General features: G+C 64.4%; 16 protein-coding genes. All 16 read left to right on the top strand.

Annotation, left to right across the window (positions count from 1 at the left end; translation table 11 throughout):
• Positions 1-37 precede the first annotated feature (37 nt).
• The 16 genes from urtA (at position 38) to ureG (ending at position 14490) form a co-directional block, all read left to right on the top strand.
• Positions 38-1333: an urea ABC transporter substrate-binding protein gene (gene urtA, locus GWC77_RS19930; protein ID WP_173259875.1), complete on the top strand. Its 1296-nt coding sequence runs from the start codon at positions 38-40 to the stop codon at positions 1331-1333.
• Between the two features lie 130 nt (positions 1334-1463).
• Positions 1464-3077 (top strand): urea ABC transporter permease subunit UrtB, encoded by a 1614-nt coding sequence (gene urtB / locus GWC77_RS19935; protein ID WP_173259876.1) that lies wholly within the window; start codon positions 1464-1466, stop codon positions 3075-3077.
• An 8-nt stretch (positions 3078-3085) separates the two neighbouring features.
• Complete coding sequence (gene urtC / locus GWC77_RS19940; RefSeq protein ID WP_173259877.1) at positions 3086-4315, top strand: urea ABC transporter permease subunit UrtC; 1230 nt, start codon at positions 3086-3088, stop codon at positions 4313-4315.
• Between the two features lie 74 nt (positions 4316-4389).
• Positions 4390-5160: an urea ABC transporter ATP-binding protein UrtD gene (urtD, locus tag GWC77_RS19945; protein WP_254367058.1), complete on the top strand. Its 771-nt coding sequence runs from the start codon at positions 4390-4392 to the stop codon at positions 5158-5160.
• Positions 5161-5231: 71 nt separating this feature from the next.
• The gene (urtE, locus tag GWC77_RS19950; protein WP_173259879.1) at positions 5232-5924 is read left to right on the top strand and encodes an urea ABC transporter ATP-binding subunit UrtE; all 693 of its coding nucleotides are present in this window, start codon (positions 5232-5234) and stop codon (positions 5922-5924) included.
• Between the two features lie 122 nt (positions 5925-6046).
• Positions 6047-6967, top strand: coding sequence for an urease accessory protein UreD (locus GWC77_RS19955; RefSeq protein ID WP_173259880.1), 921 nt, complete (start codon positions 6047-6049; stop codon positions 6965-6967).
• A 222-nt stretch (positions 6968-7189) separates the two neighbouring features.
• On the top strand, positions 7190-7984 hold the full coding sequence (locus GWC77_RS19960) for a transporter substrate-binding domain-containing protein (protein ID WP_173259881.1): 795 nt from the start codon (positions 7190-7192) through the stop codon (positions 7982-7984).
• On the top strand, positions 7984-8652 hold the full coding sequence (locus tag GWC77_RS19965) for an amino acid ABC transporter permease (protein ID WP_173259882.1): 669 nt from the start codon (positions 7984-7986) through the stop codon (positions 8650-8652). The genes GWC77_RS19960 and GWC77_RS19965 overlap by 1 nt, the downstream gene beginning before the upstream one ends.
• Positions 8649-9299, top strand: coding sequence for an amino acid ABC transporter permease (locus GWC77_RS19970; RefSeq protein ID WP_173259883.1), 651 nt, complete (start codon positions 8649-8651; stop codon positions 9297-9299). Before GWC77_RS19965 ends, GWC77_RS19970 begins: the two co-directional genes overlap by 4 nt.
• A complete protein-coding gene (locus tag GWC77_RS19975) occupies positions 9286-10005 on the top strand; it encodes an amino acid ABC transporter ATP-binding protein (protein WP_173259884.1) in 720 nt (239 codons plus the stop codon). The genes GWC77_RS19970 and GWC77_RS19975 overlap by 14 nt, the downstream gene beginning before the upstream one ends.
• Positions 10006-10044: 39 nt before the next feature.
• Positions 10045-10347 (top strand): urease subunit gamma, encoded by a 303-nt coding sequence (ureA, locus tag GWC77_RS19980; RefSeq protein ID WP_173259885.1) that lies wholly within the window; start codon positions 10045-10047, stop codon positions 10345-10347.
• A gap of 67 nt (positions 10348-10414) precedes the next feature.
• Positions 10415-10720 (top strand): urease subunit beta, encoded by a 306-nt coding sequence (locus GWC77_RS19985; RefSeq protein WP_173259886.1) that lies wholly within the window; start codon positions 10415-10417, stop codon positions 10718-10720.
• A gap of 47 nt (positions 10721-10767) precedes the next feature.
• On the top strand, positions 10768-12474 hold the full coding sequence (gene ureC, locus GWC77_RS19990; RefSeq protein WP_173259887.1) for an urease subunit alpha: 1707 nt from the start codon (positions 10768-10770) through the stop codon (positions 12472-12474).
• Positions 12475-12497: 23 nt separating this feature from the next.
• On the top strand, positions 12498-13172 hold the full coding sequence (gene ureE, locus GWC77_RS19995) for an urease accessory protein UreE (RefSeq protein ID WP_173259888.1): 675 nt from the start codon (positions 12498-12500) through the stop codon (positions 13170-13172).
• Positions 13159-13848, top strand: coding sequence for an urease accessory protein UreF (locus GWC77_RS20000; RefSeq protein WP_173259912.1), 690 nt, complete (start codon positions 13159-13161; stop codon positions 13846-13848). Before ureE ends, GWC77_RS20000 begins: the two co-directional genes overlap by 14 nt.
• A gap of 21 nt (positions 13849-13869) precedes the next feature.
• Positions 13870-14490 carry an urease accessory protein UreG gene (gene ureG / locus GWC77_RS20005; protein ID WP_173259889.1) on the top strand — a complete coding sequence of 207 codons (621 nt, stop codon included), beginning with the start codon at positions 13870-13872 and terminating at the stop codon, positions 14488-14490.
• Positions 14491-14492 lie beyond the last annotated feature (2 nt).

A 14492-nucleotide genomic window follows, 5' to 3' on the forward strand; every position in this document is an offset into this window, starting at 1 on the left:
CTATAAATCGCATCTCACCCACGGCAAGGGGAAGCACATGAAACGTCGCAGCTTGTTGAAGCTCGGCACGGCATCGGGCGCACTCGCACTGGCAGGACAGATTCCGTTTGCACGGGCCGAATCGAAAGGCCCCATCAAAGTCGGCGTACTGCATTCGCTGTCGGGCACGATGGCGATCTCTGAAACGTCGCTCAAGGACACCGCGCTGATGACGATCGCCGACATCAATGCCAAAGGCGGCGTCATGGGCCGGCCGATCGAGCCCGTGGTCGTCGATCCGGCCTCCAACTGGCCGCTGTTCGCCGAGAAAGCCCGCCAGTTGCTGACGCAGGACAAGGTCGCATGCGTGTTCGGATGCTGGACCTCCGTGTCGCGCAAATCGGTGTTGCCGGTCTTCGAGGAACTCAACGGGCTGCTCTATTACCCCGTGCAATACGAAGGCGAGGAGATGTCGCGCAACGTCTTCTATACGGGTGCAGCGCCGAATCAGCAGGCGATCCCCGCCGTCGAGTACCTGATGAGCCCCGAAGGCGGCGGCGCGAAGCGCTTTTTCCTGCTCGGCACCGACTACGTCTATCCGCGCACGACGAACAAGATCCTGCGTGCGTTCCTCCATTCGAAGGGTGTGAAGGACGCCGATATCCAGGAGGTCTATACACCGTTCGGCCACAGCGATTATCAAACGATCGTCGCCAACATCAAGAGCTTCGCGCAAGGCGGCAAGACGACGGTCGTCTCGACGATCAACGGCGATTCGAACGTGCCGTTCTACAAGGAACTCGGCAACCAGGGGCTCAAAGCCACGGACGTGCCCGTCGTCGCGTTTTCGGTGGGCGAAGAGGAGCTGCGCGGCATCGATACGAAACCGCTCGTCGGCCACCTCGCCGCATGGAACTACTTCATGTCCGTCAAAGCCGGCGAGAACAACAAGTTCAAGTCGCAGTGGGCGGAATGGGTGGCGTCGCAAAAGCTGGCGGGCGGCACGAAGCGCGTCACCAACGATCCGATGGAAGCGACCTTCGTCGGCATCCATATGTGGAAGCAGGCTGTCGAAAAAGCCAAGAGCACCGATGTCGACAAAGTCCGCACGGCCATGATCGGCCAGACGTTCAATGCGCCTTCCGGATTTGTCCTGTCGATGGACGGAAACCATCATTTGCACAAGCCCGTGATGATCGGCGAAATCCGCGGCGACGGCCAATTCAACGTCGTCTGGAAGACCAAGCAGGCCATCCGTGCGCAACCGTGGAGCCCCTATATCGCGGGCAACCAGGGCAAGCCCGATGTGGTCGCCTCGATTCCCGGTTTCCTGCGCCGGCGCGCCGTCGCCTAACGCGGCGTTCGTTGTCCACACGATGCCGGTCTGAAGAGCGGGCGCGCCGCACGCGTCGCCGCGCCCGCTCTCGCGAATCGCACTCACGCACTCACGCATTCCCGCTCAACTCTCCCACGGCGCGTCATTCATGATCGCTCGCTTACGTTATTGCCTGTGCGCTGCGCCGCTCCTTTTCGCGCTCGTCGTCAGCGCCGCTCATGCGCTGACGCCCGCCGAACTCGAGCCGCTCGCGGGCGACGATTTCGAAGAAAAATCGGCGGCCATCGACAAGCTCGTCGCCATGCACGATCCTGCTTCGTTAGCAGTCCTCAACGCACTGGCCGACAACCGCGCGCTGGCCGGCACATCGGCTCAGGTGCTGATTCAGGATAGCGACGATGCCGATCACGCCCGCGATGCGATAACGGGCAAGACGGTCACGATCGGCGATGCACAACCGATCACACTGAACAACTTGTTGCGCAGCAAGGTATCGGGCGCGCTGGCGGGCCTGCGGCTCGCCTCGCCCGATCCGCAGGCGCGCCGCGCCGCTATCGAGGCATTGCTCGCCAACCCCGATCCGTCGATGAAGCCGCTCATCGACAGCGCCCGCGCGAAAGAAACGGATCCGGCGCTCAAGCGGCGCCTCGATACGCTCTGGGCCATGACGGCGCTTTCGGACCGCGATGCCGCCAAACGCCTGGAAGCGGCTACGCTCGTCGCGGCCCGTCGCGACCCGGACATGTATGCGCTGCTGCGTCCCCTCGTCGCGAAAGAAGCCGACGGCACGTTCGCCGAACCCGACGCACGCGTGCGCGAGGCCGCGCAAAAAGGGATCGACGCGCTCGATTCGATGGCGCGCGAAAGCCGCATCGCCGGTACGGTCTTCGCGGGCATCTCGCTCGGCAGCGTGCTGCTGCTCGCGGCGCTCGGGCTCGCCATCACGTACGGCGTCATCGGCGTCATCAACATGGCCCACGGCGAATTCCTGATGATCGGCGCGTACGCCACCTACCTCGTGCAGAACCTCTTTCAGCGCTATGCACCCGGCGCCTTCGACTGGTATCCGCTCGTGGCCGTCCCCGCGGCGTTCCTCGCCGCGGCCGCCGTCGGCATCGTCATCGAGCGGCTCGTCATCCGGCACCTGTACGGCAGGCCGCTCGAAACGCTGTTGACGACGTTCGGCGTCAGCCTCGTGCTGATGCAGGCAACGCGCTCGATCTTCGGCGCGCAAAACGTGCAAGTTGCCAATCCGCATTGGATGACGGGCGGCGTCGCGTTGTTTCCCGACCTGATCCTGCCGTACAACCGCCTCACGATTCTCGCTTTCTCGCTGGCCGTGATCGCCATCGCATGGGCGGTGCTCACGCGCACGCGGTTGGGACTCTTCGTGCGCGCGGTCACGCAAAACCGCAGCATGGCCGCCTGCGTGGGCATCAAGACAGCGCTCATCGACTCATACGCGTTCGCATTCGGCGCCGGCATTGCCGGGCTCGGCGGCTGCGCGCTCTCGCAAATCGGCAACGTCGGCCCCGATCTCGGGCAAAGCTATATCGTCGACTCGTTCATGGCCGTCGTCCTCGGCGGCGTAGGGCAGCTTGCGGGTACGGTGCTCGGCAGCTTCGGTCTCGGACTGCTCGCCAAGGCGATCGAGCCGTTCTCGGGCCCCGTGCTCGCGAAAATTGCCGTGCTCGTGCTGATCGTGCTGTTCATCCAGAAGCGCCCGCAAGGTCTTTTCGCTCTGAAAGGACGTAGCGCATGAGGCAAGCCATGACTTCCACCACTACGCTTCATTCCAGCGCGTGCCCCGCGCCGGCACTGGCCGGCAACGACGCAGGCGCCGGCTTCGCGCTCGGCTTGCCGCCACGCCGCGCATTGTTGCCGCGTCCGGCATGGGCCGCTCTTTTCGCACTCGTCCTTGCCATCGGCATCGGTGTGCCGTTCGCGTCGCTCGTGCTGCCGGCATCGAGTCCGTTCCATCTCTCGGCCTATGTGCTGACGCTCGGCGGCAAGTTCATGTGTTACGCGATCGCCGCACTGGCGCTCGATCTCGTCTGGGGCTACTGCGGCATTCTGAGCCTCGGTCACGGGCTTTTCTTCGCGCTCGGCGGCTACGGCATCGGCATGTACCTGATGCGCTCGATCGGACACGACGGCGTCTATGGCAGCGATCTGCCCGACTTCATGGTGTTTCTGAACTGGCATGCGCTGCCGTGGTACTGGCACGGCACCGAGTACCTGGCGTACGCGCTGGCGCTCGTCGTGGTAGTCCCCGCGCTGCTTGCGTGGACGTTCGGCTTTTTTGCGTTCCGCTCGCGCGTGCAAGGCGTGTATCTGTCGATCATCACACAAGCGCTCACGTACGCGGCGATGCTGCTGTTCTATCGCAACGAAACGGGGTTCGGCGGCAACAACGGCTTCACGGATTTCAAGCGCATCGCCGGTTTTTCGATCACGCATCCGGGCACGCGCACGGTGCTCTTTTTGTTGACGTTCGCCACGCTCGTGCTGGCGTTCATTGCAGCGCGCGCCATCGTCTTGTCCAAGCTCGGGCGCGTCGTCACCGCGATGCGCGACAGCGAGACGCGCCTCATGTTTCTCGGCTACAGCCCGCTCGCTTACAAGCTCTTCATCTGGACGTTGTCCGCGGTGCTCTGCGCAATCGCAGGCGCGCTTTATGTGCCGCAAGTCGGCATCGTCAATCCGAGCGAGATGTCACCGGCCAACTCGATCGAAATGGCGATCTGGGTCGCCGTCGGCGGGCGCGGCACGCTGCTCGGCCCCATCGCGGGCGCGGTCGCCGTCAACGGCGCGAAGAGCTTGTTCACGGCCTACTTCGCCGAATATTGGCTCTTTTTCCTCGGTGCGCTGTTCGTGATCGTGCCGCTCGTCATGCCACGCGGACTCGCGGGTCTCGTCGAGACGCTGCTTGCTCGTATGAAAAGCGCGCGGGGCGGTGCTCGCGCGTCGACGTTCATCGACGGGAGATCGAAGTCATGATGCCCTCGCCCTCCACCGATACCCCGCTCGATCTGCACGCGCTCTCCGGCACGGCGGCCACGTCGCATGTGCTGATGCCCGGCGAAATCGACGTATCGCACGGCACGATTCTCTATGTCGAGGATGTCACCGTCAGCTTCGATGGCTTTCGCGCGCTCGACAATCTTTCGCTATCGCTGGACGCGGGCGAGCTGCGCTGCGTGATCGGACCGAACGGCGCCGGCAAGACGACGATGATGGATGTCGTCACGGGCAAGACACGACCCGATCACGGCAAGGTCTTCCTGGGCCAGACGCTCGACCTGACCCGGATGGACGAGCCCACGATCGCGCGCACGGGCATCGGACGCAAGTTCCAGAAGCCCACCGTGTTCGAGCAGCATCCCGTCTGGGAAAACCTCGAACTGGCGATGAAAACCGATAAGGGCTGGTGGGCATCGCTACGCGCGCAACTGACGCGCGAGGCGCAACAACGCATCGAAGCCACGCCCGAGACCATCGGTCTCGCCGCGCAGGCGCGACGGCTTGCCGGCGAGCTTTCGCACGGCCAGAAGCAGCGGCTCGAGATCGGCATGCTGCTGATGCAGCAGCCCGCGCTGCTACTGCTCGATGAACCCGCTGCCGGCATGACCGACGACGAAACGATGGCGCTCGCCGCACTGCTGGACCGCTTGCGCGGCACGTGCTCGATGCTCGTCGTCGAGCACGACATGGAGTTCGTCGCGGCGCTTGCCGGCGAACGTGGGCGTGTGACCGTCATGGCCGAGGGGCGCGTGCTGGCGGACGGCACGCTCGACGAGGTCAAGCGCAACGATGCAGTGATCGAATCGTACCTAGGCCGTTGAATCGGGCCAACGCTCGCACGCGAACAGAAAGACCGAAGAACCGATGAACCGATGAACCGAGGAAGACGTCGATGCTGAACATCACCGGGCTCAACCAATTCTATGGCGGCAGCCACATTCTGCGCGACGTGACGATGGAGGTGCCGAAAGGATCGCTGACTGTGCTGCTCGGGCGCAACGGCGTCGGCAAGACCACGCTTTTACGCTGCCTGATGGGGCTCGTGCGTGCGAAAAGCGGCACGATCGCCTGGGCCGGCCAGCCGCTCGAAACATTGCTGCCGCATGCGCGCGTCGCACAGGGCCTGGGCTATGTTCCGCAGGGGCGGGAAATCTTTGCGCGGCTGACCGTCGAAGAAAACCTGCTCGTCGGCGCCGCGAGCCGCAAGCCCGTTTCCCAAGTTCCCGATCGGATCTATTCGCTCTTTCCCGTGCTCAAGGAAATGAAAAAGCGCCGCGGCGGCGATCTCTCGGGCGGGCAGCAACAACAGCTCGCGATCGGCCGCGCGTTGATGAGCGAGCCGCAACTGCTGATACTCGACGAGCCGACCGAAGGCATTCAGCCGTCGATCATCCAGGAGATCGGCCGCACGCTGAGGCAGCTCGTCGACGAAACGGGCATGACCGTCCTGCTCGTCGAGCAATACTACGACTTCGCGCGCTCGCTGGCGGACCGCTACTGGGTCATGCGGCGCGGCGAGATCGTCGCGAACGGCATGGGCGCGGAAATGGAGACACAAGGCGTGCGCGAGATGATCGCCGTTTGAGATTCGATGCGATACGCGCCGCGCACTGCGGTGGCGCATGCTGCAGGTCCCGCTGCGGCTCGAATGTGCCATTGCCCATCACTTTCGTGTAGATTCGCGGCACCGTCTCTCAGTGTTCAGCAATGCTTTCGCCGCACCCTACCCCTCTCAACGCTTGCGCGCCATCCGATACCGCCACCGGCGCGCCGACGACACCGCATGGCACCGCGTCGAGCGGCTGGGATGCGCGACTCGAGCTCGGATTCACGTACCGCGCCGAACGAACGACGCTTTCGATGCGGCGCCACGTCGGACCGTTGCGCGTGCAGCGCCCGCTCTATCCGGAAGGGCACTCGATCTGCCATGCGGTCATCGTCCACCCGCCCGGCGGCATCGCCGGCGGCGACCGACTCGCCATCGATGTCAGAGTGGATGCCGGCGCGCACGCCGTACTGACGACGCCCGGCGCGACGAAATGGTACAAGGCCAACGGACGCAGCGCGGCGCAGCGCATCGCCCTCCATGTGGATTCGGGCGCGAAGCTCGACTGGCTGCCGCAAAACAACATCGTCTTCGACTCGGCACGGACGCAGCTCACCTTCGAACTCGACATGGCGCCCGACGCCACGGCGATCGGCTGGGACGCCACGCAGTTGGGTCGGCAAGCGGCCGGCGAGCGTTGGTCGACGGGCGAATTCGCGAGCACCACCGCTATTCGCCTGCGCGAAGGCGGCCCGTTGCTTTGGCACGAACGCGCAGCCTTACGCGCCGACGACCCGCTGCGCGATGCATCGCAAGGGCTGGCGGGTTTCGCTGCGTTCGGCACGCTCTGGGCCGTGGGCCCCGCCTGCACGCCCGAGCTCGCCGAGACGCTGGCCGCGCAACTGCCGTTCGACCCGACGTTGCGAGCGGGTGCGACGGCTCTGCCGGGCGGCCTCCTGCTCGTGCGCGCGTTGGGTGCATCGATGGAGGGCATCCAGTTGCTGATGCAGCGCTGCTGGACGGAACTGCGCCCTATCGTTCATGGCGTACCGGCCCGCCCACTACGGCTCTGGTCGACCTGACCACACCCGCACCAAAGCCATGCATGGCAACGAGTAAACCGTGCACGAGCGCACCGCCTCGGTGCACATCCGACAAGGCGAAACGACTGGACTGACCAGTTGGACCAGTCGGAGCAGCAGCGCGCCTCGCTTGGCATGGGGCTTGCTCAATCGGGCGCTCACCCGGCTAAGAACGGTGCCGCTTTCCTTGCGGCGCGAATTGGCCGCGTAGGAGACCCATTCATGAAGCCACGCCTGATCGCGCGTACGTTCGCCACGCTCGCCACCGCCGCCATCCTGTCGATCACACTGAATCAGCGCGCGCAAGCCGATGCGCTCGACACCATCGCGAAGAGCGGCGTACTGCGCGTCGCGGTACCGGAGGACTATCCGCCCTTCGGCTCGGTCGGCGCGGACATGAAGCCGCAGGGCTACGACGTCGACATGGCCGCGCTGCTCGCCCAGGCGCTCAACGCCAAGGTGCAGCTCGTGCCCGTGAACAGCGCCAACCGCATTCCCTATCTGACGACGAACAAGGTCGACCTCGTCATCTCGTCGCTCGGCAAGACGCCGGACCGCGAAAAGGTCATCGACTTCTCGCAGGCCTATGCGCCGTACTACCAAGGCGTGTTCGGCCCCGCCGACATCAAGGTTGCCGGCCCCGCCGATCTGACGGGCAAGACCGTGGGCGCCACGCGCGGCGCGCTCGAGGAAATCGCACTGACCCAGATGGCGCCGAACGCGACGATCAAGCGCTTCGAGGACAACAATGCCACCATCGCGGCGTTCCTCTCGGGACAAGTGCAGTTGATCGCAGCCGGCAACGTCGTCGCCGCGGCCATCGTCGCCAAGCACCCGCCGCGCCAGCCCGAGCCGAAGTTCGTCATCAAGGATTCGCCCTGCTATGTCGGTCTGAACAAGAACGAAACGCGGCTGCTCGAAAAGGTCAACGCCGCGATCGCCCAGGCGCGCCATGACGGCCGGCTCGAAGCGATGTCGAAGAAGTGGTTCGGTCAGCCGCTGCCGGCGACGCTGTAATGGCCTACACGCTGGAATTCGGGGAGCTCGCGCAGTACACGGGCATGTTCGCGCGCGGCGCGGCCCTGACGATCGGGCTGACCGCGGTGGCGACCGCGCTCGGCGTGACGCTCGGCGTCGGCGGCGCGGCCGCGCGCGAATCGCGTTCCCGCGCGTTGAGGACGATCGTCGCCGCCTATGTCGAGGCGATCCGTAACACGCCCTTCATCATTCAGCTCTTCTTCGTATTCTTCGGCCTGCCCGCGCTCGGTGTACGGCTCGACGAATACTCGGCGTCGATCATCGCGATGACGCTCAATCTCGGCGCCTATGCGACCGAGATCGTGCGGGCGGGCGTGGCCGCCGTCCCGCGCGGACATGTCGAAGCCGCCGCGTCGCTGGCCATGACGCCCGCGCAGATCTATCGGCATGTGGTCTTGCCGCAGGCGCTGGCCAAGGTCTTCCCCGCGCTCGTGAGCCAGATCGTCATCGTGATGCTGGGCTCGGCGGTCGTCTCGCAGATTTCGGTACCGGACTTGACCTACGCGGCCAGCTACATCCAGTCGCGCAATTTCCGTTCGTTCGAGACCTATCTCGTGATCACGGTGTCCTACCTCGGTCTTGCGATCGCGGTGCGCGCGGTGCTCAAGGCGGCAGGCCGGCGGTTCTTCGCACGAGGCGCGCGATGATCGAATTCAGCTTTGCGCAAATCGTCTCGAACCTGCTGCTCGCGGCGCGCTGGACTATCGTGCTGTCGATCGTCTCGTTCCTCGTCGGCGGCCTCGCCGGCTTCGCGCTGCTCATCGCACGCGTGTCGCCCTCACGTCTGCCTCGCACGTTCGCCAAGCTCTACATAGAGGTGTTTCAGGGCACGCCGCTCCTGATGCAGCTCTTCGTCGTCTTCTTCGGACTACCGCTCCTCGGTCTCGATGTCGAACCCTGGGTGGCGGCAACGCTCGGCCTGACGTTCTTCACGAGTGCCTATCTCGCGGAGATCTGGCGCGGGTGCGTGGAGGCCATCCCGCGTGGGCAATGGGAAGCGTCGGCCAGTCTCGCGATGACCTACTTCGAGCAGTTGCGCCACGTCGTGCTGCCGCAAGCGCTGCGCATCGCCATCGCACCGACGGTCGGCTTCTCCGTTCAAGCGGTGAAGGACACGGCGCTCGTTTCGATCATCGGTTTTACCGAACTGACGAAAGCGGGCACCGTGATATCGAATGCCACGTTCCGGCCATTCGCCGTCTACGGCTGCGTCGCACTCATTTATTTCATGCTGTGCTACCCGTTGTCGCGCACCGCGCGTGCGCTCGAAAGGAAACTCCATGTCGCTCGTTGAAGTCACGCAGCTGCACAAGCAATTCGGCGCGGCGCACGTTCTGAAGGGTATCGATTTGAATGTCGAAGCCGGCCAGGTCGTCACGATCATCGGCCGCAGCGGTTCCGGAAAGAGCACCCTGTTGCGCACGCTCAACGGGTTGGAGAGCATCGATTCGGGAACGATCGGCATCGACGGCGAGCGCATCGACGCGCGCCATGCCGACTTGCGTCGCCTCCGGCTCAAGGTCGGCATGGTGTTTCAGCAGTACAACCTGTTTCCCCATCTGCGCGCCGGAGAAAACGTCATGCTCGCGCAAAGCGTCGTTAAGAAAACGCCGCGCGCGAAGGCGCGCGAGGTCGCGCAGCAGATGCTCGAACGCGTCGGTCTCGGCGACAAGTTCGACGCCTATCCCGATCAGCTCTCAGGCGGACAGCAGCAGCGCGTGGCCATTGCGCGCGCGCTCGCGATGGAGCCGACACTGCTGTTGTGCGATGAAATCACGTCCGCGCTCGACCCCGAGCTCGTGGGCGAAGTGCTTAGCGTAGTCGAGCAACTGGCACGCGATGGCATGACGCTCATCATGGTCACGCACGAAATGCGCTTCGCGCGCCGCGTGAGCGATATCGTCGTGTTCATGCACGAGGGGCGCGTCTGGGAGAGTGGCCCGCCCGAACAGATCTTCGGCAGCCCGCAGAGCATAGAATTGCGGAAGTTCGTTCAATAACGCGCTTTCAAGGCGCTTACAGCCGCACGGCACCCAGCGATGAAGCTCACTCCACGCGAAAAAGACAAACTGCTCATCTTCACCGCTGCGCTGCTGGCCGAGCGCCGCAAAGCTCGCGGTCTGAAGCTCAACTACCCGGAAGCCGTCGCGTTCATCACCGCCGCGCTGATGGAAGGCGCGCGCGACGGGCAGACCGTGGCCGAGCTGATGCATTACGGCACGACACTGCTGACACGCGACGACGTCATGGAAGGCGTGCCCGAAATGATCCCCGACATCCAGATCGAGGCCACGTTTCCGGATGGCACGAAGCTCGTCACCGTTCACCATCCGATTCCGTGACAGGCCGCGCCGCAAGCGTAGGCATGCGCAACAGCGGGTCTTCTCCAACCGTTCGAGGTCTTGATCGATGATTCCTGGCGAAATCCTCACCGAACCCGGCGATATCGAGCTCAACGCGGGCCGCGAAACGCTGACGCTCACGGTCGCCAACACCGGCGATCGCCCTGTGCAGATCGGCTCGCACTTCCATTTTTATGAAGTGAACGCCGCGCTCGCGTTCGAGCGCGAGCGTGCGCGCGGCTTCCGGCTGAACATCGCCGCGGGCACCGCCGTGCGCTTCGAGCCGGGGCAGGAACGGACGGTCGAGCTCGTCGCGCTGGCCGGCGACCGCACTGTCTACGGCTTCAACGGCAAGGTGATGGGCCCACTGTAAAGGCCTGGCGTTGCCGCCCTCTCCTACTCTTAGTACTGCGAACCGTCATGACACTGCGCATCGATCGCCGCGCCTACGCGGAAATGTTCGGCCCGACCACGGGCGACCGGATCCGGCTCGCCGACACTGAGCTCCTGATCGAAATCGAACGCGACTTCACCGTCTACGGCGAAGAAGTGAAGTTCGGCGGCGGCAAGGTGATACGTGACGGCATGGGGCAGTCGCAACGGTGCGCGGCCGAAGTGGCCGATACCGTCGTCACGAACGCCGTCATCCTCGATCACTGGGGCATCGTCAAAGCCGATATCGCCATCAAGGACGGCCGCATCGCCGCCATCGGCAAAGCCGGCAATCCCGATATCCAGCCGGGCGTGACGATCGCCATCGGCGCGGCGACGGAAATCATCGCGGGCGAAGGCCTCATCGTGACGGCCGGCGGCATCGATACGCACATCCATTTCATCAGCCCGCAGCAGATCGACGAAGCGCTCGCCTCGGGCGTCACGACGATGATCGGCGGCGGCACCGGCCCGGCCACGGGCACGAATGCGACCACCTGCACGCCCGGTCCGTGGCACATGGAACGCATGCTGCAGGCAGCCGACGGCTGGCCGATGAACCTGGGCTTTCTCGGTAAGGGCAATGCGAGCCTCCCGGCACCGCTCGTCGAGCAGGTCGCGGCCGGGGCAATCGGACTCAAGCTGCACGAAGACTGGGGCACGACGCCGGCCGCGATCGACAATTGCCTGTCCGTGGCCGACGATACCGACACGCAAGTCGCGATTCACACCGATACGCTGAACGAAGCGGGCTTCGTCGAAACGACGGTCGCCGCGTTCAAGGGCCGCACGATCCACACGTATCACACCGAAGGCGCGGGCGGCGGACATGCGCCCGACATCATCAAGGTCTGCGGCGAAGCGAACGTGCTGCCCTCGTCGACGAATCCGACGCGCCCCTACACCATCAACACGCTCGACGAGCACCTCGATATGTTGATGGTTTGCCACCATCTCGATCCGTCCATCGCCGAAGATCTCGCCTTTGCCGAATCGCGCATCCGGCGCGAAACGATCGCGGCCGAGGACATCCTGCACGATCTCGGCGCGCTTTCGATGCTGTCGTCGGATTCGCAGGCGATGGGACGCGTCGGCGAAGTGATCATTCGCACCTGGCAGACCGCTCACAAGATGAAGGTCCAACGCGGTGCGCTCGCCGAGGACAATACTCGCAACGATAACTTCCGCGCCAAACGCTACGTCGCCAAATACACGATCAATCCCGCGCTCACGCATGGTATTGCGCACGAAGTGGGGTCGATCGAACCCGGCAAGTGGGCCGATCTCGTGTTCTGGGAGCCGGCGTTTTTCGGCGTGAAGCCTTCGCTGATCGTCAAAGGCGGCATGATCGCGCTCGCGCAGATGGGGGACCCGAATGCCTCGATTCCAACGCCGCAGCCCGTGCACTACCGCGAGATGTTCGCGACGCGCGGCGGCGCGCTTGCGCGCACCTCGCTGACGTTCGTTTCGCAGATGGCCGCGCAGGCGGGCATTGCCGAGCGTTATGGGTTGTCCAAGCGGATCGTGCCGGTGCGCGGCTGCCGCACGGTCACGAAAGCCGACATGATCCATAATGCGTGGCAGCCGTCGATCAGCGTCGATCCCGAGACCTATCAAGTCGTCGCGGACGGCCAGTTGCTGACCTGCGAGCCCGCGACCGTGCTGCCGATGGCGCAGCGGTATTTTCTGTTTTGAGTACTGACGATCCAAGTTCCGACATGCGCACTATCGATAAACGCATCGCGCCTCATGTGAAGCTCGCGGCATCGCTCGTTTCGCGTGCGCCGACGCTCACGCTGGCCTACGAGGCGCGCTGCAAGAGCCGGCTTTCCGCCACGCTCGATAACGGCGAGACCGTGGCGCTCGTGCTGCCGCGCGGCACGGTGTTAGCCGACGGTGACGTGCTCGTGGCCGACGATGGGGGCCTCGTGCGCGTGGTCGCAGCCAACGAAGCGGTTCTCGTCGTGCGCGCGAACGATGCGCTGACGCTTACACGGGCTGCCTACCACCTCGGCAATCGCCATACGCCCGTGGAAGTGGGCGCCGATTATCTGAAGCTCGAAGCCGACACGGTGCTCGAATCGATGTTGACGCGGCTTGGCGTGCGTGTGGAGGCAGCGTCGCTGCCTTTTCAACCGGAGACGGGTGCGTACGGCGGCGGGCATCGGCACGGCCACGATGCAACGTTCGATGAAGATTACGCGCTCGCGCAGCGTGTCTTCGACGAGCATCACGGCGAGCATGCTCATGCTCATTCTCACGGCCATGACGACGGCCACAAGCACGCTCACGGCCATGGCGGGCAATGCGATGGCGAGCATGGCCACGATTGCGAGCATGGGCACGATCACGGCCATGGTCACAGTCACGGCAAAGGCCATGCGCATCGCTGAGCTGACCGCGCTGCTGCATCTCGCATCGCCTGCGCTACCGGTTGGCGCGTTCAGTTATTCGCAAGGGCTCGAATCCGCGATCGACTCGCAATGGGTCGTCGACGAGCGTTCGACGTCCGCATGGATTGCCGGTGGTCTCGCACACGTCCTGGCGCGCTGCGAGCTGCCCTTTCTTTCGCATCAGATCGCGCGCTGGCACGCGCACGATGCGCAGTCGATCGCGGCGCTGGTCACGGCAGATGCCGAGTTTCTTGCCAGCCGCGAATCGGCCGAATTGCGACGCGAAACTGAGCAGATGGGCTGGTCGCTCAAGCAGCTATGCCTTTCGCTCGAATGGGGCGATACGGCACGGCGCGAGACGCTTACCGCGCTTGTACCGGTGGCGCAGCCGAGCGCGTTCGCGTTCGCCGTGGCCGCACACGAGATCGATCCGCCAGCCGCCCTCGCCGCTTACGCGTTCAGTTGGGTCGAGAATCAGGTTGCCGCGGCGCTCAAGGCGGTACCGCTCGGGCAGATGGCCGGCCAGCGCGTCATCGTTTCGCTGCGCGATGCGATCGAGGCGGCCGTCGAACTCGCGCTGGCGACACCGCCCGCCGCCATCAACACGTTTGCACCAATGCTCGGCGTGCTCTCCGCGCGGCACGAACAGCAATATTCGCGGCTTTTCCGCTCCTAGATCGATACGAGAGATACCGTCATGCGAACCAAGAAATTGCCCGCGCTGCGAGTCGGCGTCGGCGGCCCTGTCGGCTCCGGCAAAACGACGCTGCTCGAAATGCTCTGCAAGGCGATGCGCGAGCGCTACGACCTCGTCGCCATCACGAACGATATCTATACGAAGGAAGACCAACGCCTTCTGACGATCTCGGGGGCGCTGCCGGCCGAGCGCATCATGGGCGTGGAAACGGGGGGATGCCCGCACACGGCGATCCGCGAGGATGCCTCGATCAATCTCGAAGCGGTCGACCGCATGCTCGCGCGATTTCCCGAGGCGGATATCGTCTTCATCGAATCGGGCGGCGACAATCTGGCGGCTACGTTCAGCCCGGAGCTGTCGGATCTGACGATCTACGTGATCGACGTGGCCGGCGGCGAGAAGATTCCGCGCAAGGGTGGGCCGGGTATCACGAAGTCGGACCTGCTCGTCATCAACAAGACCGATCTCGCGCCATTCGTCGGTGCCAACCTCGAAGTCATGGCAGCGGACGCAAAGAAGATGCGCGGCGAGCGGCCTTTCGTCATGTGCAATCTGAAAGCGCTCGAGGGGCTCGACGAAGTCGTGTCGTTCATCGAGGCGAAGGGGTTGCTGCAGGGCTGAGT

This window comes from Paraburkholderia sp. NMBU_R16 (genome assembly GCF_013282575.1).
Taxonomy (GTDB): Bacteria; Pseudomonadota; Gammaproteobacteria; order Burkholderiales; family Burkholderiaceae; genus Trinickia.

Bases quoted from the DNA above. Each gene is read 5' to 3' on its own strand.
- urtC (WP_173259877.1), top strand. From the start codon at position 3,086: ATGACTTCCACCACTACGCTTCATTCCAGCGCGTGCCCCGCGCCGGCA.
- GWC77_RS19960 (WP_173259881.1), top strand. From the start codon at position 7,190: ATGAAGCCACGCCTGATCGCGCGTACGTTCGCCACGCTCGCCACCGCC.
- GWC77_RS19985 (WP_173259886.1), top strand. From the start codon at position 10,415: ATGATTCCTGGCGAAATCCTCACCGAACCCGGCGATATCGAGCTCAAC.
- urtA (WP_173259875.1), top strand. From the start codon at position 38: ATGAAACGTCGCAGCTTGTTGAAGCTCGGCACGGCATCGGGCGCACTC.
- GWC77_RS19955 (WP_173259880.1), top strand. From the start codon at position 6,047: ATGCTTTCGCCGCACCCTACCCCTCTCAACGCTTGCGCGCCATCCGAT.
- ureC (WP_173259887.1), top strand. From the start codon at position 10,768: ATGACACTGCGCATCGATCGCCGCGCCTACGCGGAAATGTTCGGCCCG.
- urtB (WP_173259876.1), top strand. From the start codon at position 1,464: ATGATCGCTCGCTTACGTTATTGCCTGTGCGCTGCGCCGCTCCTTTTC.
- urtD (WP_254367058.1), top strand. From the start codon at position 4,390: ATGCCCGGCGAAATCGACGTATCGCACGGCACGATTCTCTATGTCGAG.
- urtE (WP_173259879.1), top strand. From the start codon at position 5,232: ATGCTGAACATCACCGGGCTCAACCAATTCTATGGCGGCAGCCACATT.
- ureG (WP_173259889.1), top strand. From the start codon at position 13,870: ATGCGAACCAAGAAATTGCCCGCGCTGCGAGTCGGCGTCGGCGGCCCT.
- ureE (WP_173259888.1), top strand. From the start codon at position 12,498: ATGCGCACTATCGATAAACGCATCGCGCCTCATGTGAAGCTCGCGGCA.
- GWC77_RS19970 (WP_173259883.1), top strand. From the start codon at position 8,649: ATGATCGAATTCAGCTTTGCGCAAATCGTCTCGAACCTGCTGCTCGCG.
- GWC77_RS20000 (WP_173259912.1), top strand. From the start codon at position 13,159: ATGCGCATCGCTGAGCTGACCGCGCTGCTGCATCTCGCATCGCCTGCG.
- GWC77_RS19975 (WP_173259884.1), top strand. From the start codon at position 9,286: ATGTCGCTCGTTGAAGTCACGCAGCTGCACAAGCAATTCGGCGCGGCG.
- ureA (WP_173259885.1), top strand. From the start codon at position 10,045: ATGAAGCTCACTCCACGCGAAAAAGACAAACTGCTCATCTTCACCGCT.
- GWC77_RS19965 (WP_173259882.1), top strand. From the start codon at position 7,984: ATGGCCTACACGCTGGAATTCGGGGAGCTCGCGCAGTACACGGGCATG.